Genomic DNA, 17913 nt, shown 5'->3' with positions numbered 1-17913 from the left:
CGCATCCCATCCACCCGCTGCGGCGGGCTTTTTCATGCGCGGTTGCAACCGCATCAACTCCGGAGTTCGCAATGGCTGATGACATAGCAGTAACCCTGCTACTCACCCGCGATGGCATCGATGTAACCAGCGAGATCATTGGCGGACGCATCCTGAACGCGCCAGCTGGTGAATACGTCGCCACGTGGATGGCCTCTGATGGCGTCCTGCCTTCCGTCGCCAAGACGGAGAGCCTGACGGTTGAGGAGCCGCCTTCTGGTCAGGTGCCCGCGATTATCGGCGGCATCGCGGACCGGAGCTATACCGTGGGTCAGTCTGTTCCCGCGACCGATCTGCGCACCAAGTTCGCGGGCGCCACCAGCTACGTCATCAGCCCCGCAGTTGCTGCGGCTGTGATCGACGGCTACGATCTGGTCTTCGATGCTTCATCGGCCTTGGAGGAAACATCCTTCGCAGTGCGCGGGGTGAATGCGGCCGGTCAGTCTGACCCGGTGTCGTTCAAGCTGACCATCGAAGCAGCCCAGCAGGAGCCTGCCATCGAGATTGTCAGCATCGAACCAAGCCCGTTGGTCGCGGGCCAGCCTTTCACCATCACGTTCAACGTTAGCCTCGACGCGAATGAGGTTTCAGCCAGCGTCCCTCTGGTGGGTGCTGGCACGGCACGCAGCGGGACGGCCCCGACCGACGACACGGTGAACGTCAGCGGCGCGGCCACCAAAGCTGGATATACCTCGCTGCCCTTTGTCTATGACGTAGTGCCCGCAAGCCCTTCCGCCACCACGACAGCCGACAACAAGGTCATCCTCAACAACGTGACCCCGCAGTCCGATCCGTTCAGTTTCACGATCGGCCAGCATCCTGCCTATGCCGGGGATCTAACGGTTGCCGCGCCTTCTGATCTTGGCACCGGCCCCGTCTCCCTCATTGCGCCGTCCATCAGCGGCACGCCTGCCCACGGGCAGAAACTGACCGCGCGGCCAGGCCTGTACGGATCCCTGCACAGCAGTGCGACCATCTTTGGGGAATGGTATCGGGGCGAGGATGAAACCGGCATCACGTCGCTGGATTACCTGATCGATAGCGCCGTAGATGGTGGGAAAGCCCTAACCTATCGCGAAGCCGGAACGGATGCGTCCGGAACATCCGAGATGGTGTCCAGCAACTCCATCGTAGTGCCGTCGCAACAGCCAGCCTCCTATACCTCGGCGGGGACGGGCGCGGTCTACAACACCACGTCTCAGACCCAGCACACGATTGCTGCCGTGCCCCTGGGCGAGGCGAACGCAGATCGCTTCATCGAACTGGACCTGAACGCCTACCTGATCACCGACACAACGGCAGTTATCACAGGGATCAGCATCAGGGGCGTTGCGGCGACGCAGCGGGCAATGCAGACGAACGGCAACGACCCCAAGCTGCGCACGGGCCTGTGGTGGGCCGCGGTCCCCACCGGCACGACCGGCGATGTCGTCATCACGCTGGACAAGCCGAGCGCCCTGATTGCCGGGTGCCACGCATTCCGCGCCGTACGCATGATCTCGGGAACGCCCGTCGTGACAACCCAATCTGTCGCCACCGGCAGCGTCCTTTCGACCACCGTCACGACCGCACCTGGGGATCGCATTGTCTTCACGGTCGGTAGCAACGGTGGCAAGGCATCTGGAGGCTGGTGGGGCACCCCTGTCGGCCATGCCGAAGTCGCCGATTTTGCCGGTGCGCCTAGCAAGGGTGATGATGTCAGGACCAACCTCTACATCGGGACGGCAACGGTTGCATCTGGCGATACCAGCCCCCGCACCCTATCCGTTACGTCGCAAGGCACAGTTACCACCCGCGCCACATATCTCGTCCGCAAAGTTACGGAGATCGCCTGATGCCCATGTATTTTCACAGTGCGCTGCTTGAAGGTCAGCCGTTTGAAGTGACCCCCGGCGCAGGCATGACAGGCGCGGCTGTTTCAGTCGAGGCTTGGGGTGAGGCGGGTGAAATCTCGGAGTTCTCTGCGTTCGGCGGTCGGGTCAATGTGCTTGATGCGGAAATCAGCAGTCCATCGGCGGGGATCGCCGTTCCGCGCGGCGCGGGACAGACTACGCTTAACCTGCTAGGAACGACCTCCCAACAGACAATCACGGCTGTCATGACGGGCGGCGGTCAGGCAAATGTTTACGCGCAGGCTGCTGCAAAAAAATACGGGCACCCATCCGGTGAGCACATGTGGTTGCCCATTGCTGGCGACGACCGCTTTGTGTGTGAGCCAGGCCAGCGTCACCGCAAGTGGTATGCTTCCAAATCGCCATCTGCACTAACAAGGGCGCAGATCGCGGCCAATGCCGGGGTTCCAGAAAGCGCCGTCACCGCTGCATGGCTGCTGGACAAGCCTCAATATGGCGGGTCTCCCGAGACTGCGGTCCATCTGGACGTGATGAAAATCCACCTCGCTTATGCCGGGGCAACGGGCGCGCCGTCCCGGTCGGATCATTACTATCTGGAGCGGGGTTACCAATATCTCGACTTCCACCTAGGCGGTCTGTGCGGCGAGGATGAATTGCACCCCTTCGTACTTGGCGCGTGGGGTGCCGGTGCCGATCCAGTCATCGATATTTATAGCAACTTCCTGCACCTGCCCTACGGCGTCGTTCAGGACGTAAAGACCGTCCGCTTCGTCAGTGGTTTGCACCAGCCTGTGCAAGCTTGGTATGGCTATGCCACGATCTATGACCACATAGATGCAGGGTTCACTATGAACCTCTCTAACACCATGTTCACTACGGTCCGGGAGGCGACAGCTCTCGCCCCCTGGCGGGACTTCCCTAAACCAGACAAAATCACGGCTGATGGGAAGTGGCTTGCGAATGGCAACCATTCTCCCGGCATTTACTCAGCGGACAGTGAAGGTCTGCTGATCGACTCCTGCTTCATCGATCATGCCGGATGGGCTGAAGGTTACGATCCAGCAGGCTCGGCGACCTCCCCCATGCCGCAGAGCAAGTATTCCCATGCTATCTACACAGATCGTCAGTTGGATCACACGATCCGGTCTAGCGCTTTGTTTCGATCTGCGTCGGGTGGAACCCAGCTTCGCACAGGGCTCCATCTGGAAGGCAACCTGCTGGTGGACAACAACATCGCCGCCGCAGTCAACAGCTTTGGCGGGGGTTGGCAGTTCAACAACGTCTTGGACAACGTGGCGTTCTCGGCGGGCTACCGGCGATCCTCCTACGGAGAGGAGGGAGGTTATAACTACGGCTTTGATGTCAACGGCCCGCAATCATCTATGGTCGGGAACGTTCTCGCGCATCGGGCCAATCCTGATGACGCTGAAGAACTTGGGCGTAAGACTGACGGGTGGCATGATTATGGTGTCAGCCAGGACGTGAAGCTGGTTGACGACACGCAGTCGTGGAAATGGAGCGATCCTGTTCCCGCCCGCAATGTCGAAGGCATCGATCCCACAATTCTGGATCAGACCACGATCCAGCGTCGTGCCGGGCAACGCCTGAGCAAGTCGAGCGCAACGATTGCTGAATATGTGGACCACATCGCTGCGCAGGCCAGCATCGGGAACCTCGTTCGTGAGGATGTACGTTGGGTCAAGTCGCGCTTCGGGACACCGATCCCCGAGCGCAGCACCCCTGCAAATCTGTTCTTCCAGCCCGATCCGCGCCTTGAGGGCTTCCGCTGGGACAACCGCTACAACTGGTCCACGAAAGACCTGCCCGGCGCGCATGTAGCTGACAGTGCCGATTTGGCGGGAAACTTCGTTCGGTTCGGGAACACCAACGCGGACATTGCTGCCCTGCAAACCAGCGGCGGGAAGCTGGACGTGGTGTCGGGCAAACTGGAAGCAGGCGTATTGACTGATGCCGCCGAGATGATGATCCGCAAGGCTGGTCAGGTCTGGATCGGAGATGCGGACCATCCGTTGTCCGCCACGGCAATTAGCGGCCGTCTCGCCTTGACGGGTACGGCGGCGAACCTGGACCTTCACGCAGGCGGGCAAACGCAGGTTCTCCTTGGGCCGGATTGCACGGCTGACGATCTGGTTATCAGCGGTTCCCGTGCCAGGGTAGGCTGGGATGGTAGCGGCAGCGCAGTGCTGACGGTCAACCGGCTGGAGTTCAAGCGCGGTGCTATCGTTCAGATCAATGGCGGTGGCGCAGGAAAGATCCGCTTTGTCTACCAGCACATCGGTAAGGAGGTCACTGGCTCCGTCAGTGGTTTTAGCGCACGGATCGGAGCAGTCGAGCGCACCGAAAACCGAGGGGGCGATTACAGGGTTTGGCTTTATGACGTAATCGGCATGCCGGTTGCAGGCGATGTGTTCGCCGTCGCTCCGGTTCGCACCACCGCGGGCGAACCTCAAACCTTGCTTACCATCTCCTCGGTAGTCAGCAACGGCATCACGCCCCTGCAACGCTTCCGGTCCGGCGCGATCGGTACCGGCCTTGTGGAGCCGACCGTCAGCCCCACCGTGAACATCAACGAGGTGATTGTCCCGACCGGGCTAGCGCCCGGCAGCAAGCATGATCTGACTGCTGCCGGCGTGATCCTCGGAGACCTTGGCAACCTACCCGCTGGTGTAGCGCCAGAGGGCGGGAAGCTGGTTTATACTGCTTGAGCCTTACGGCGCTTTCGCATCGTAGCGAGGGCGCCGATCCCAAGCGGTAGAAGGGCGGCAGTGGCGGGCAGAGGGACGGGCGCGGGAGTGTCCACAATCTCTACGACAGTGAACTTGGCCGCACTATACCAAGCATGGTAGCTCCATCGCCCATCATCACTTGCCCAGTCTCCTGGATATGCCTGGTTATAAGTGAAAGCAGAACCCACCTGCGTGCTTCCCGTGATCATGATTAGGTCAGAATATCTGATATCAAAAGCATCATAGGGGCCTTTCGGATATGCTTCTGTGGTGTTTGTGCAAGATGTTTTCCCAATGGCACACACCGGGGCACGTCCGCCGTTGTCATATTGTCCAAGAAGCTGATCAGGGTCTTCTGGAAAGACAATGGTGGCGATGAAACGAACAATGTCCCCGATGGCCAGACTAGGAAACATCTTGTTGGAGATATCGAGGTTGAGAGGATCCTCAGCCGGGTAATACGGACTGCTGTATGTGTTATCCAGATCCCACTGGTCATAAGCTACTAAATCACTGAAGGCAGTCCCTTCATAGCGAAGGTAAAGATCGTAATCGACAGCCGTATACGTCGCCGCCTCTGCCTGCCCCACGCCCACTGCCACGACCGCAGCCGCAATAACCGCACCTAGTTTCACGCTAACCCCCTGAAATCGAATCACTCACCACTGTGTGAATGATCTGCACTTATCTGCGAGCGAGTCTCCGAGAATATGCACACCGTGAAGCAACCGGCGCGCGAAACCCTTCTCCGAACAGCACGATAGGCCTGATATGTTCATTCATCGCGTAAGGACCGCACTCCGATGGATGTAGCGGCTTTCATCAAAGAGGTGGGCGGTGGCCTGGCTGGCGTCGTCATCGTCGTCCAGGGCTGGTTCAACTGGATCCAATATCGGCGGAACAGCGACTTGCAGGACAAGATGCTGGCGATGGCTGAGAACTCGGTGAAGGAAAGCCGGGAAATCCTCACCGAAACAAACAAGACCACGAGCGCGAACACCGAGATCATGCGCCGCGCCGTGATGCTCTTGGAGGATAAGCGATGATGGGACGGCTTATCCGGCAACTGACAGGGCATGGCCAAAGAGAGGCCAAGGCCGACGAGATCATGCGCGACTACGAGGCGGAAGCAGCCCCGCAGAAGCGCGCCATCAAGACGCGGGTCGCAGCGATTGAGCGGCTAGTGGAGCAATTGGAGAAGGAAGCAAATTCATGGCCATTGCGCTAGGGCTTTTCGCCATCATCAACGCCCTGGGCTATTTGGCTGTCGTCTGGGCTTTCCGCGCATCCTTCCGGGAGTTGCGCACCGCTACTTGGTGGTTTGCCACGGGGTTCATGATCTTGGCCGGGGCGATCATCCTGCGAGGTCTATATTGGGATGTGACCATGCCTCTCATGCGGCTGTGGTGGCCGCAGTTCGCTGACCAATGGTCAGATGCGACTAGGGGGCGGCTGATCAACCTCGTGTTCAGCGCAATGAAGATGGCGTCGTTCTACTGCGCCCTGAAATGCCGGCAGCTTCTGATCCCGGAGGAGGAGCAGCCCTATTGGCCGGTCTGGAAGGCCTGGCTGCATCCAACCAGCATCCGCCTGCTGCCGTGGAAGTGACATCATGCGCCACTGGATCGTCAGTAGCTGCCTGGGCTTCGTGCTGACCGGGCGGTTCAAGCCCGTCTGCGCGATCGTGTGGGACTTGCCAGACTGCCGACCTCGCACAGCGTACGCCCGGCGCATGAATGCCGTGTTCTACGAGGACCGACATTGCGGGCGGATAGCTGACACCTACGCCATCTGCTCCCTGCTGCGAGGGCCGATCCAATATGACCCGCCGCCCATCACTGGCAGGCGAGGGCCGGACCCAGGCTACTAACATGCGCGACATCCTGATCGAGGCCGCAGCGTTCGCGCTGACGGCGCTGATCGCCTTTGGCTTGGCCGTGGCTGAGCATCCATAAGGGAAACACCTCAATGCGTGAAACTCTACCGAAAGCCCTTGGGCTGATGTTCGGCCATGAAGGCGGCTATGTGAACGCCAAGACCGATCGAGGTGGGCCAACCAAGTATGGCATCACCCACAAGACATTGGCAGTCCATCGCGGCGTTAAGTCGGTGACGGCAGATCAGGTCAAGGCAATGACCTTGGCGGAGGCGGAGGCCATCTACCGCAAAAGCTACTGGGTCCAGAGTGGCGGCGATCTGCTGCCCGCAGGCCTAGACTATGCGGCCTTCGACTTCGGCGTCAATTCAGGGCCACCGCGCGCAGTTAAGACGCTCCAGAAGGTGCTAGGAGTGACGCAAGACGGCTGGATCGGCCTCGCCACACTCGCTGCCGTCGAGGCCTACCAAGGCGGCATCGCCAACCTGATCCGCGATTACTGCGATGGCCGAATGGCGTATCTGGAGTCGCTGACCAGCAAGAAGACCGGCTTTCCTGTCAACGGGCGCGGTTGGACGATCCGCGTCACCGGAAAAGATCCGAAAGGGGAATGGGCGGATCAGCCCGGCGTCGTGGGCCATGCGCTGGAACTGGCAACGAAAGCTGGTGCACCCACTGCTCCCGAACCAGCCCCTAACCCCCTGATCGAACTGCAAACCGTCCTCAAGCGCCTCGGCCTCTACACGGGCCGCGTGGACGGCATCGACGGACGGCTGACCCAAGCAGCACTGACCGCCTTTAACGCCATCAGCGCCGATGTGAGCGCCTGGCAGCAACAACTGGAGAACTGACATGCAGGACATCATCACTGCAATCATTGCTGAACAGCTTACCGAGATCATCATCACCCTGGCCTTGGCCGGCATCAGCGCAGCGGGCACGTTTGCGATGGTGCAGCTCACCCGCCTGCTGGGCGAGAAGCGGACCAAGATCCTGAGCGACAAGCTGGGGGATGCGATCGAGAGGGCCAAGGCTGACGCCGAAGCCAAGGGCCTGAACGGCGAACAGGCGAAGGCTTGGATCATGGGCTACGTCAAGCAGACGATGACTGGCACGATCCGCAAGCTGAAGGCGTCGGATGGCGATCTTGCCAAGCGCATCTCTGCGCAGTCGGCTCAGGTCTCTGCGTTGGAAAAGGGCATCGCCATCGGCAAGGCCCTGACGCAGGCGGTCCGGTGATCACCACCATCCTCAGCGTTGCCGCTCTGGTGACGCTGTTTCTGCTGATGGTGATGGCAGGGGGCGGGCGATAATCGTGCACCATCTGCAAGCGCTGGTTGCGATACCCGTTAACCTTATGTTATTCACCGCGCAACAAGGCAAGAAACAGAAAAGCCCATCCTGCCAGACGGGCTTCCTGTTTTACTCGGGGGACGTGCTGGCACCATATCACCCGGTATGTGTCATGCTAATGACATCGGCTGCCCCGCCGCTTCATCCTCTACTGATCGCCGCGCGTTCCTGATACCATGCAGAATGCTGGTGTGGTCCCGATCGAATACGCGGCCGATCCGAACGGAGGAGTAGCCTGCCTCGTAAGCCCGTAACCAGATCCTCTCGCGGACCCGACACAGCGCGGCCTTGCGGCTCTTGCCCATCACTTCGGCTACGGAGTGATTTGTCGCAGCACAGGCTTCGTGCGCCATGTCGCGGATGCTGACCCGGCTCATTGGAGCGGCGGGCGCTTCTCCAGGATCAGAGCGCCTTGCTGCAATGTCAGGGTCTCCTGCTTGTGCTGGTCCTGTATGGCAGGCCAAGTTGCCACCATTGCACGAAACGTCCCCGCCGCGACTGACCAGCGCTGCCCCCTCGGTGGCTCAGCCCAGATGATGTGAGGGGCAAGGTCGTCGGGGAACTCGGGGTCGTGGAAACGTGGCATGAGGTGGCTCCTTTCGATGCCACCAAGAACATAAGAGGAACATACTCGCAAGTCGATGAAAGCTATGTCTGAAGAGACCTCCTTCACCGTAGGCGGCTAGAGATGCGTGCATCGACGGACAAAAGCGCCACTTACTGAAAGAATAGCCAACACGCTATTTTCCAGTCGTGACGGAGTTGATAGGAGGAGGGACCATTCCAGCAGGAGCTATAAATGAAAACTTGCATTACCAGACTCGATTTTAAAGCTAAAGACGACGCAAGCGTTAAGTTCTTTTTTGAAAAAATCGGAGCAATTGGTTATGTAGCTAAATATGAAAGCCATTGGCTTGCAGTTATTCTTGATGACAAAAGAGTTATGGAGGAAATTGAAAATCAACCATTTATTATTGACGGCATCGCAAAGGAAAATTTGGCTCATGTAAAAAATGGACAATTCCAAGGGCTATACTTCCTTAGCCCAAAAGCTCATAGAATGAGTTCGGATTCAATTCATATCGACGGGGTCTCTCCCAACGGACTCGTTCGGGGGTGGGGTTGGCAATCAAACGGTAAGCCATGTGATGTTCGAATTTCAGTCGATGGGGGCCTAATCGGCACATTTCCTGTGAACCGGTTTCGTGTTGACCTGCTTAATGCAGGTATCGGTACTGGATGTCATGGATTCTCAAATCGCCTCCCTGATCGGATTCTTGATGGAAAATCACATCACTTGTTGATCGAGCTTATAGCTTCGGATGACGAAAACGTTAATGTATTAGCCAAGGCGGAAAAAACTACGAAATTCCCTTTCCACTTTAATTTAGAAAGACCATGGATCGGAAGTGGGCAGGAGCATTCGTATACATGGACAGCGTCGGACGAAGCTGAGTATCTAAACATTAGGGATAGCGTTTTAAACGGGGATTATCCTGCCGCCCTTGCTAGGGCAGCACATTTCATCGACCACAAACCTCGCGCAATATTTTTAGACTTTGGTGTTAAAGACCGTTGTCTTATTGAGGATGACCTATTTCAAACGTTTGGACATCGTTTGCGCAGACGTTGGGGAGAGCATTTTGGGCGAGAAAGCTGCCACCTCAAAGAACACTGCTGCAAAAACTTGGAGCTTCCTTACAATAGGATTTCTTCGCCAAGCAATACTAAATTTGATCAGATACACTCTGACAGTCCATGGACTTCTGGGGGACCTTTGTCGCGTTGCCCAATGCCTATCCGTCACTTCGCGTCAAAGAAACTCACAATGGATTTTGCAAGCGCAATGGGAGTTAAGGCCCCAAGAACATTGGGTATCATTAAAAGCATCGCTGATTTCGATAGGTTTGATTTCCCGTCGCGGTATGTCCTCAAGCCGGATTTTGCCTCCGGCGTGGAGCTATATCTAATGGCTGACGATATCAATCTATTTGACGGATTCTTATATTCGAGAGAAGCGATAAGAGATAAAGTGGGGAAATATATTTCCGAAGGATCGGGCCGAGAATTTATTGTAGAAGAGTTCGTTCAGCAGGAAGGCACAGAAACAAGTTCGCCAATAATCCCGCTAGATTACAAGTTCCACTGTTTTGGAGGAAAGGCTAGAATTATTCATGTTGATGACAAAAATGCGATTTCCCGGGATGTCTTACACCGGAGACAATCTTGGCTCGGGCGGGATTGGTCGCACACGCCTGTTCCCTTTAGAAAAACTGGAGAACATCCGAACGACCCTATCCGACGTCCTGAATGCTTCCCGAAGATGCTGAACCTCGCAGACGAACTAGCTGGTCGGCTGAAGGACTATGTCAGACTAGATTTTTACGCTTCTCCAGAAGGCCCTGTTTTGGGTGAGATCACGTCATACTCCCATTCAGGTCTTGGTTTTTCAGAGTATGGGGATAATATTATGGGCCAAGCATGGGAAATATTTTCTTCTGTTGAGTAGGACTAGCCTCATGATGGGTATTCAGCTTAGCGCTCGACTTTTTATCCCGATCATTGTGAGTTGCTGCGCTTTGGCCTGATGGTAGGACGTGGTCTGTATGAAGCAGCCACAAGCATCAGCGAATGAAGCGCAGCATAAGAGCCCTATGCCGGATTGGATGAATCGGTCAAAGAGACCTCGGTCGGCATCGTCGATGAGGATGGCCGGAGTTGTCAGGAGTTCAAGGTCACCAGCCACCCTGAGGCATATCTGCGGCGCATTGAGCAGCATGGGCGTCCGAATGGGGCGCCCTGCCAACGTTCGCTTGACAACCGCCCGGTGCCGCCTCCTCCCCAATTGAGTCGCGGACGGCGTGTCCCAGCCTTTGCTTCGACATAGTCCTCGGAACATTGACAGTAGGCCCATCCTATACACAGCGCAGCCTTTTCGCGGCCGAGGTCGCGGATACCTGCGAGGCAGCGTACGGTGATCCGACCATAGGCGTCCGTATCGATCGAGCCGCATTCCCAGGTTTGGCCTTCAATCATCTCGCCTAAGGCAGCCGTGGTCGCGCTTCCACGGTCCCAAGGGCGTCCGTCGCGCTGCCGAAAAGTCTGCCCCTCCTCAGGAGCATCAGTGCCATCCCATGCAGATGGAGAGCGGCCCCAGCACTGTGCTTCTGTTGCGGTGGGGCTGACGCCCTGCGCTGCATAAACAGCCGAACAGTCGCCGGCCGCAGGCTCCTCCAACTAATGCGGACTGCGCAAGAGGCGTCGGCATTGGCTAGGTCGCCTGGACCTCCGCACAAGGCGCGGAGAACCGGCTACCTTGTATCATCAAACTACCTTCGACATTCGACTTGGTGCTGCGATACTTGCGATTTCCGCAATTGCCGGAAGAGCAGCATGGTGAAGCTGAGAGGATCATTCCACCGGGCGAAGGTGGGGCTTCCTCGTTGTCGGAGCGCAGCGCTTATGGGTGGCGGGGCGGGTCAGTTCCAGACGCATCGCTTCAAGCTCTGCAATCTGACGTTCGATCCGCCACAATGTGTCTGCCTTTTCTTCGTCTGACAGGTCTATCCGCCCGATGTTCGCGCGGCAGAGCATCAGCGTGGTCCCGGCTGCGGACAGGTGGGTCTGCAGGGCTTCATAAGTGGTCACGCGGTAGGTCATGTTTGCCTCCTCACCTTGCATCTGCCTATGCTGGGAGGATTAAGAAAAGACTAACGGTGGCCTGCTGAGATGCAAAAAGCCCCGCCGGGGAAGACGGGGCGCACTCGTGACCACAGCCCTCGTCGTGGATGGGCAAGGGAAGGTTTAACGCACCGGGAATATTTGGCAAGTTCACATAGCAAAACCCCCGGCGTGTCGTGGCGCCGGGGGTCTCTGCATTCTGGGGTGAGTGACTAACTCAATGCAACTATAGGGTATGGTAATTCTGCGCATCGTGCAAATGAATTGTGCTTACATAACTTAAAAGTAAGTTATGAAAAGGCCCGCCTTGTTGGGGCGGGCTGATAACGGAAAGACCCTCACCGCCCCAGACAGCAAGGGTCTCCCATGAGGGGAGTGGTGTCGTCCTCACTCAGCGCCAACCTTGGGTATTGCCGATTGTTCCCGCAACGGGTGCCTGTCGGGCGTCTCCACCAGATGGCCTGATTAGCGGGACATTTTGGGGTAAGCTCGACAGAGCACGCTGGTGCGATGCTGTCTTCGGATGTGTCCGGCGTCTAGCATGGCCGGTTCGTCCCAAGGCCAGCAAAGAGAAATCATCCACCGAAAGACCCTCACACCCTACAGGTGCAAGGGCCTCCCATGAGGGGCGTGCGCTTGCCCCCATGACGAGACGCTAGACCGCATTAACTTTTGATACTAGCGGAAAGCAGATATGTGGCCCCGCCCGAGATGCGCACGCAGCGGGGCCGTCGCAGAAGCGACCATTATAAACTGCCACAGATGTGCAAGACATGTATAGTCAACAAAGAGTTAGAGCTCAGGGGCGAGTTGCATGGGGTGCAATTGGCCCCACCGATGGTTTCCGTGATCGGCAGGGCCCGCCGGTTCCAGTCCCGACAGATAAACGATTGCAGGGTGCCGGTGAGCCTGTCTAGTAAATGAAAAGCCCCGACACGTCACCGCGCCGGGGAGGAGAGTTGAACAATCTTACTTGGGGTAGACTGCGGGAAGATGCTACCCGACGCATATGGCCCGGACAACTAGGTAGGCTTAACTAAAGCCCGCGGAGTCGCGGGACAGGTGGCAGGATCGTGGTCGCGATTTCCATCTATTCCAGATCTGCGAGAGTGGCTGCGTGATCGGTCAATCCTGCTCCTCCACTCGCCGCGTCACCAAATGCGCCCACCGTTCCAGCAGCCGCGCGGCACCATAGTCGCCTTGCCGTTCTCGGCCATTCGCCGCCATCCGCAGGTGGTCCGGCAAGACCTCTTTGCGGATTGCGCCCGGCTTCATCATTTGGAGGGCAAGCAAGTCCTTCAGGGTGCGGATCGCCACTTGCCACTGATCTTGGGAGATGGGGCCTGCTGTATTCATGTTGTCAACTCACACGCTGCTTCTCGTAACACCTTCGCCACCACGGGATGAGCATGGTTTGCAGCCTGCAGGTACTCCCACGCAGTATCGCTCATGGCCTCGGCATCCACGTGGATCCGGAGGGGATGGTCGATCAGCATCTCCAGCAGAGCTTTACGGAGGGCGGCTTCAGCATCTGTCATGGCTGTTCGCGCCTCCCATCGACGAATCATACGCTGCTGCTTATAAGGCTCTGATGGATAATCACTTACGGTCAAGGCTTTACCGTGCCACTAACCTTCGACTTTCCGCCGCGGCTTATGCCAGCCCCCCAGGCCGCGCACTACCTCGGCATCAGCGTCGGCACGCTCCGCTCCCTACAGTTGCCCCGCAAAATCCTGGGGGCGAAACGGCTCTACGATCGCTACGACCTGGACAGGTTTGCCAACGAGCTTCCTACCGAGGGCGATACGACTGAGGCGGATGCTGTAGCTGAATGGGAGGCGGCATTTCAGTTGAGGGAGCCAGGGCCAAAGCCGTGGCCGAAAACGGACCTTAAGTGATCGAGGGGTAGGGCATGGATCAACGCCGGCCATACACACCGGGAACACTAGCCGAACGCTGGGGCTGCTCCGCAGAGACAATCCGCGCCATGATCCGCCGCGGCGAACTCCCAGCCTTCCGAGTTGGACGCATGATGCGCATTCCTGCTGAAGTCGTAGATGCGCATGAGGGAGGCACAGGCGCTTCACAGCTGTGACGCCTGGTCCGTCGTCAGCGGCCTCGGGGCTTGCCTTTTGTTCTTAACCACTCCGCCGTTTCCATCGCTCGGGCCAACTTAAGATCGGCAGATATGTTATCGGCATGACTGTTGCGCATTTCAGGAGGCACAACGGGCGGCACCCGAGCGCTTTCAATAACCTGCTCTAGGTCGGTCGTTTTAACATAGAACCGGTTGCCCATTTTGATTAGATGGCCACTTCGCCGTGCCGCTACTGTCAAGGCGCTGGGTGTAACTCCAAGCCTGTGGGCGGCTTTTTTGATGGTTAGAAGAAGCGTTGTATCATCAGATAAAGGAGCCATTGGAATGCCCAACAAGGGGAACAGGCGGGCTGCGCCGTCGCCTAGCCGACTGTAGCCTATCTCTGCCGTTTGTCCCGCTTCATATCGGCCAGATCTAACTCATCCAAAGCGAGAACGTCGCCCGTTACGAAATGAACCCTGATTTCGTCGCCGACGACTACTAAGCTGGCGACCTGAACGCCCTGCTGCTGCAGCGATGCCACCAGTCGGGCTGCGCGAAGTTCGATTGTCATTGCCACTAGCCGCTCTCCAGTATCTGAAGTGATCCCACCGGAAAGCATCAAGTCAAGCGGCTCCCTGAAGGGAACGCTTGATCTTAACCATCAATAGCGTGTAGCGTGGTCAGTGGGCGTGAGAACCCGGACCAGTGATAGGCAAGTCAGCGTTGGCGCGCTTCGACTTGTGACGTGGAGCAAAGCCTTGGCGGGCCGCGCTTCACAGGAAGAACGCCTTGGCGGGCGTCCCAACTCGGCCACCACTATGGCCGGGGTCAGACGTCATGTCCAGAGGGTAAAACCTTAAAAGCGTTTGGCTTGTCTCACTGGCAAGTTCTCACCCCCCGGCTGCCGTGTCCGACGCACGGCGAGGGCCGTGAGAAGCCCTTCACCAGTGAGAATTGATATGACTTATCAGAACATCAAGCAGCCTTGCGCAAGCGCCATGCTGTCCGTCCAGCGATGGAACGAACTGTCCGACTTTATTGATCTGGCAAAAGACTCGCTCGGCGACAGGCCTCAAGACTTCGACGGCCTTTTCTTTGCAAATTGCGAGGTCCAGCTGCAGGCCGCGATGGAGATTCTTGCCGCCCGCCGTCGCAATGACCGGCCATGGGGTGAGCCGGCCACCGATGAACGGCCGACTGTCCAGCGCATCCGGGAAGCCATGCGGATCATGCGCAACTTCGCCAATGTCATCGACAAGCAGGCACCGGAAGGAGGGCAGTTTGGCATCCCGTCCTTGGCGATCGACTGGGCTTGCGGCGAGTTGGCCGAGGCCCTGCGTTTGGAGGGTGCGGCATGAAACGGCGTCAGTTTCTTACCCACGCACCGCTGGCTATGGCCGTTGTAGCGGCCCCTGTTGCGGCAGCCGGGGCCACGGTGGACCTTCCCACGCAGACTGAGAACCCGACCCTGCTGGCGCTGGGTGCCGATCTGCCAAAGACTGAGCAGGCTTATCAAGATGCTCTGCGCGCATGGCAGGCCGCATGGGCAGAATGGGCGCCCCAGTGGCCGCTGGCCCCTGATGTCTGCTGCAACAAATATGGCGCAAGCGGCTACAACCGCGAACTGGAGCGCGACTTGACCGGCGCGGGACTGCGGCGAGAAGGCGAGACATGCACTTGGTATATCAAGTCTGCCGAGGAAATGGAGTGCGACATTGAACGAGCCCGCGAAGCCTTGGCAAAGGACGACAAGCGCAAAAGGTCTTGGGGCAAGTCGTTTCGACAGTATCGGTATCAAGAGATACAGGACGCAGAATTGGGGCTGGCATTGCTGCCCGGGTATCTTGCAGAGCGTGAGCGCGTCAGGACTGAAAGCAACTTTGATGCTATCCATGTGGCGCGCATCAAAACAAGGGAGGCTTTGTTTGCCTTTATCCGCAGAGTTCTGACTGAACCGTCACACACATCTGAGGGCTTGACGATCAAGGCGCAGGCATGTGCTGCCCTCAACCGTATGCATCGATATGACCAGTGTATGGCGGCGATGACCGACACCATCGAGAACAGCGACAGCATGGCCGGCCTATTGGGTCAGGCGATGCTTGAGAGCCTGAATGCCTGATCTCAGGCCCCCGGCTTCGGTCGGGGGCTCCAGTGTGGGCCATGACCACACCAGAAATCCACTAAACCTGTTGCAGATGATTCCCCGATGTTCCCCAGGCTTCCGACTTCAGGTGGGGGAAGGAACGGTGGAAGATGCTCGACGAAATAGCCAATATTAGCAATAAAAACAGATGCTTAATGGGGTGTGACTGGCGGAGCAGGTGGGATTCGAACCCACGGAACCATCACTGGCCCGGCGGTTTTCAAGACCGCTGCCTTCGACCACTCGGCCACTGCTCCGTCGGGACGGGTTAAACCCTGGCATGGCGAATGCCAAGGTCCATCGTTCAGACGACGACGCCCGCGCCTTCGGTCGCGGGGCCGGCCACGGCGCGGAAGGCGGCGAACAATTCGCGGCCCATGCCCTCGCTGCTGGGCGCGGGATCATGGGCCACTGCCGGGCGATCCTCAAAATCGGGGGCAAGGCAGTCGATCCGGCCGGTTCTGGCGTCCAGGCGGATCAGGTCGCCGTCGCGCAGCCGGGCAAGGGGGCCGCCAACGGAAGCCTCGGGCGAGACATGGATGGCTGCGGGCACCTTGCCCGAGGCGCCGGACATGCGGCCATCCGTCAGCAGGGCCACGCGCAGGCCACGGTCCTGCAGCACGGCCAGTACCGGCGTCAGCGAGTGCAGTTCCGGCATGCCGTTCGCGCGCGGGCCCTGGAAGCGGACGACGACCACGGTGTCCTCGGTGAACTCGCCCGCCTTGAAGGCGGCCTTCACCTGTTCCTGGTCGTCGAAGACGCGGGCCTTTGCTTCGATGACATGGCGTTCCTCGGCCACGGCGCTGATCTTGATGACGCCCCGGCCCAGGTTGCCGTTCAGTTGCTTCAGCCCCCCCGTCGCCGCGAAGGGATTGCTGGCGGGGCGCAAGATGCGGTCGTTAAGCGACTCGCGCACACCCTGGTCCCAGCGGATGCCGTCGCCGTCCAGCTTGGGTTCCGCCGTATAGCCGTCCAGGCCGGTGCCGTTGATGGTCTTGACGTCGGGATGCAGCAGACCCGCATCCAGCAGTTGCCCGATCATGTAGCCGATGCCGCCTGCCGCGTGGAAGTGGTTCACGTCTGCCAGTCCGTTGGGATACACCCGCGCCATCAGCGGCACGGATTCCGAGATGTCGTTGAAATCCTCGATGTCGATCTGGATGCCTGCGGCTTTGGCCATGGCGGGAATGTGCATGACAAGGTTCGTGGACCCGCCCGTGGCCATCAGGCCGACGATGCCGTTGACGAAGGCCTTTTCGTCCAGAACCTCGCCCGCCGGAAGGTAGTCGTTGCCCAGCCGGGTGATCGCTGCCGCGCGTTGGACGCCCGCCACCGTCAGCGCCTCGCGCAGGGGTGTGTTCGGGTTCACGAAGCTGGAACCGGGCAGGTGCAGGCCCATGAACTCCATCAGCATCTGGTTGCTGTTGGCGGTGCCGTAGAAGGTGCAGGTGCCGGGGGAGTGATAGGACGCCATCTCGGCCGCCATCAGCGCGTCACGCCCGACCTCGCCCGCCGCGAACTGTTGGCGTACGCGGGACTTTTCGTCGTTCGGCAGGCCCGAGGGCATGGGGCCCGCAGGCAGGAACACCGCCGGGATATGGCCGAAGGTCGCTGCCGCCATGACCAGGCCCGGCACGATCTTGTCGCAGACGCCCAGATAGATCGCCGAGTCGAAGCAGTCGTGGGACAGCGCCACGCCTGCGGCAAGCGCGATCACGTCGCGGGAAAACAGCGACAACTCCATCCCCGCGCGGCCCTGGGTCACGCCGTCGCACATCGCGGGCACGCCGCCCGCGACCTGCACCGTGGCGCCCGCGGCGTTGCCCGCGCGGCGGATGAGGTCTGGATAACGCTCATAGGGCTGATGGGCAGACAGCATGTCGTTATAGGCCGTGACGATCCCGATGTTCGGCTTGCGCGACAGCGCCAGGTCGTCCTTGTCGGGCATTGCAGCATAGGCATGGGCCTGGTTGCCACAGGACAGATGCGCGCGCCGGGGGCCTTCCTCGGCCGCGCGGGCGATCTTGGTCAGATAGGCGTCACGGCTGTGGCGGGACCGGGCGCGGATCCGGTCGGTGACGCGGTCGATGGTGGCGTGCATGGTCATGGCTGGCTCCTTCTTGACGGAAATATAGTCC

At 58.9% G+C, this 17913-nt stretch carries 18 protein-coding genes and 1 tRNA gene; 12 read left to right on the top strand and 7 right to left on the bottom strand.

Annotation, left to right across the window (positions count from 1 at the left end):
- Window positions 1-71: 71 nt before the first annotated feature.
- Entirely contained in the window at window positions 72-1874 is a 1803-nt protein-coding gene (locus tag IE224_RS01745) for a hypothetical protein (protein WP_191307480.1), read from the top strand.
- Window positions 1874-4618: a hypothetical protein gene (locus IE224_RS01740; RefSeq protein ID WP_191307478.1), complete on the top strand. Its 2745-nt coding sequence runs from the start codon at window positions 1874-1876 to the stop codon at window positions 4616-4618. Before IE224_RS01745 ends, IE224_RS01740 begins: the two co-directional genes overlap by 1 nt.
- Here the strand turns inward: IE224_RS01740 and IE224_RS01735 are convergent.
- Window positions 4606-5274 carry a VPLPA-CTERM sorting domain-containing protein gene (locus tag IE224_RS01735; protein WP_191307476.1) on the bottom strand — a complete coding sequence of 223 codons (669 nt, stop codon included), beginning with the start codon at window positions 5272-5274 and terminating at the stop codon, window positions 4606-4608. The two genes, IE224_RS01740 and IE224_RS01735, sit on opposite strands and share 13 nt — an antisense overlap.
- A gap of 168 nt (window positions 5275-5442) precedes the next feature.
- Here IE224_RS01735 and IE224_RS01730 point away from each other — a divergent pair, with 168 nt between their 5' ends.
- The 7 genes from IE224_RS01730 to IE224_RS01700 all read left to right on the top strand — a co-directional run bounded on the left by IE224_RS01730 (window position 5443) and on the right by IE224_RS01700 (window position 10377).
- The gene (locus tag IE224_RS01730; protein WP_191307474.1) at window positions 5443-5685 is read left to right on the top strand and encodes a hypothetical protein; all 243 of its coding nucleotides are present in this window, start codon (window positions 5443-5445) and stop codon (window positions 5683-5685) included.
- Window positions 5682-5867 carry a hypothetical protein gene (locus IE224_RS01725; RefSeq protein ID WP_191307472.1) on the top strand — a complete coding sequence of 62 codons (186 nt, stop codon included), beginning with the start codon at window positions 5682-5684 and terminating at the stop codon, window positions 5865-5867. Before IE224_RS01730 ends, IE224_RS01725 begins: the two co-directional genes overlap by 4 nt.
- On the top strand, window positions 5852-6247 hold the full coding sequence (locus IE224_RS01720) for a hypothetical protein (protein ID WP_191307470.1): 396 nt from the start codon (window positions 5852-5854) through the stop codon (window positions 6245-6247). The genes IE224_RS01725 and IE224_RS01720 overlap by 16 nt, the downstream gene beginning before the upstream one ends.
- 212 nt (window positions 6248-6459) lie before the next feature.
- Window positions 6460-6594, top strand: a complete 135-nt coding sequence (locus IE224_RS21255; RefSeq protein WP_268246527.1) for a hypothetical protein — start codon at window positions 6460-6462, stop codon at window positions 6592-6594.
- A gap of 13 nt (window positions 6595-6607) precedes the next feature.
- Window positions 6608-7366, top strand: a complete 759-nt coding sequence (locus IE224_RS01715) for a glycosyl hydrolase 108 family protein (RefSeq protein WP_202380092.1) — start codon at window positions 6608-6610, stop codon at window positions 7364-7366.
- Window position 7367: 1 nt separating this feature from the next.
- On the top strand, window positions 7368-7754 hold the full coding sequence (locus tag IE224_RS01710) for a hypothetical protein (RefSeq protein WP_191307468.1): 387 nt from the start codon (window positions 7368-7370) through the stop codon (window positions 7752-7754).
- 913 nt (window positions 7755-8667) lie between these two features.
- The gene (locus IE224_RS01700; protein WP_191307465.1) at window positions 8668-10377 is read left to right on the top strand and encodes an ATP-grasp fold amidoligase family protein; all 1710 of its coding nucleotides are present in this window, start codon (window positions 8668-8670) and stop codon (window positions 10375-10377) included.
- A gap of 902 nt (window positions 10378-11279) precedes the next feature.
- Here the strand turns inward: IE224_RS01700 and IE224_RS01695 are convergent.
- The 3 genes from IE224_RS01695 to IE224_RS01685 all read right to left on the bottom strand — a co-directional run bounded on the left by IE224_RS01695 (window position 11280) and on the right by IE224_RS01685 (window position 13087).
- Complete coding sequence (locus IE224_RS01695; protein ID WP_191307463.1) at window positions 11280-11528, bottom strand: hypothetical protein; 249 nt, start codon at window positions 11526-11528, stop codon at window positions 11280-11282.
- A 1146-nt stretch (window positions 11529-12674) separates the two neighbouring features.
- Window positions 12675-12866: a hypothetical protein gene (locus IE224_RS01690; RefSeq protein ID WP_191307462.1), complete on the bottom strand. Its 192-nt coding sequence runs from the start codon at window positions 12864-12866 to the stop codon at window positions 12675-12677.
- A gap of 35 nt (window positions 12867-12901) precedes the next feature.
- The gene (locus IE224_RS01685) at window positions 12902-13087 is read right to left on the bottom strand and encodes a hypothetical protein (protein WP_191307460.1); all 186 of its coding nucleotides are present in this window, start codon (window positions 13085-13087) and stop codon (window positions 12902-12904) included.
- A gap of 374 nt (window positions 13088-13461) precedes the next feature.
- On the opposite strand from IE224_RS01685, the gene IE224_RS21360 reads away from it, so the two are divergent.
- Window positions 13462-13644, top strand: coding sequence for an excisionase family DNA-binding protein (locus IE224_RS21360; RefSeq protein ID WP_191307458.1), 183 nt, complete (start codon window positions 13462-13464; stop codon window positions 13642-13644).
- Window positions 13645-14023: 379 nt separating this feature from the next.
- Here IE224_RS21360 and IE224_RS01675 read toward each other — a convergent pair whose 3' ends face one another.
- Window positions 14024-14200 carry a hypothetical protein gene (locus IE224_RS01675; protein WP_191307456.1) on the bottom strand — a complete coding sequence of 59 codons (177 nt, stop codon included), beginning with the start codon at window positions 14198-14200 and terminating at the stop codon, window positions 14024-14026.
- Between the two features lie 358 nt (window positions 14201-14558).
- On the opposite strand from IE224_RS01675, the gene IE224_RS01670 reads away from it, so the two are divergent.
- A complete protein-coding gene (locus IE224_RS01670) occupies window positions 14559-14987 on the top strand; it encodes a hypothetical protein (RefSeq protein WP_229849200.1) in 429 nt (142 codons plus the stop codon).
- A complete protein-coding gene (locus tag IE224_RS01665) occupies window positions 14984-15751 on the top strand; it encodes a hypothetical protein (RefSeq protein WP_191307452.1) in 768 nt (255 codons plus the stop codon). The genes IE224_RS01670 and IE224_RS01665 overlap by 4 nt, the downstream gene beginning before the upstream one ends.
- 191 nt (window positions 15752-15942) lie before the next feature.
- Here the strand turns inward: IE224_RS01665 and IE224_RS01660 are convergent.
- A tRNA-Ser gene (locus IE224_RS01660) sits at window positions 15943-16032 on the bottom strand.
- A gap of 47 nt (window positions 16033-16079) precedes the next feature.
- Window positions 16080-17882: a phosphogluconate dehydratase gene (gene edd, locus IE224_RS01655; protein WP_191307450.1), complete on the bottom strand. Its 1803-nt coding sequence runs from the start codon at window positions 17880-17882 to the stop codon at window positions 16080-16082.
- Window positions 17883-17913: the final 31 nt, after the last annotated feature.

Origin of the sequence: Paracoccus aerius (genome assembly GCF_014656455.1) — a bacterium.
Classification (GTDB): Bacteria; Pseudomonadota; Alphaproteobacteria; order Rhodobacterales; family Rhodobacteraceae; genus Paracoccus; species Paracoccus aerius.
The sequence above is the reverse complement of the archived record's forward strand: the minus strand, read 5'-3'. Positions and strand labels throughout refer to the sequence as shown.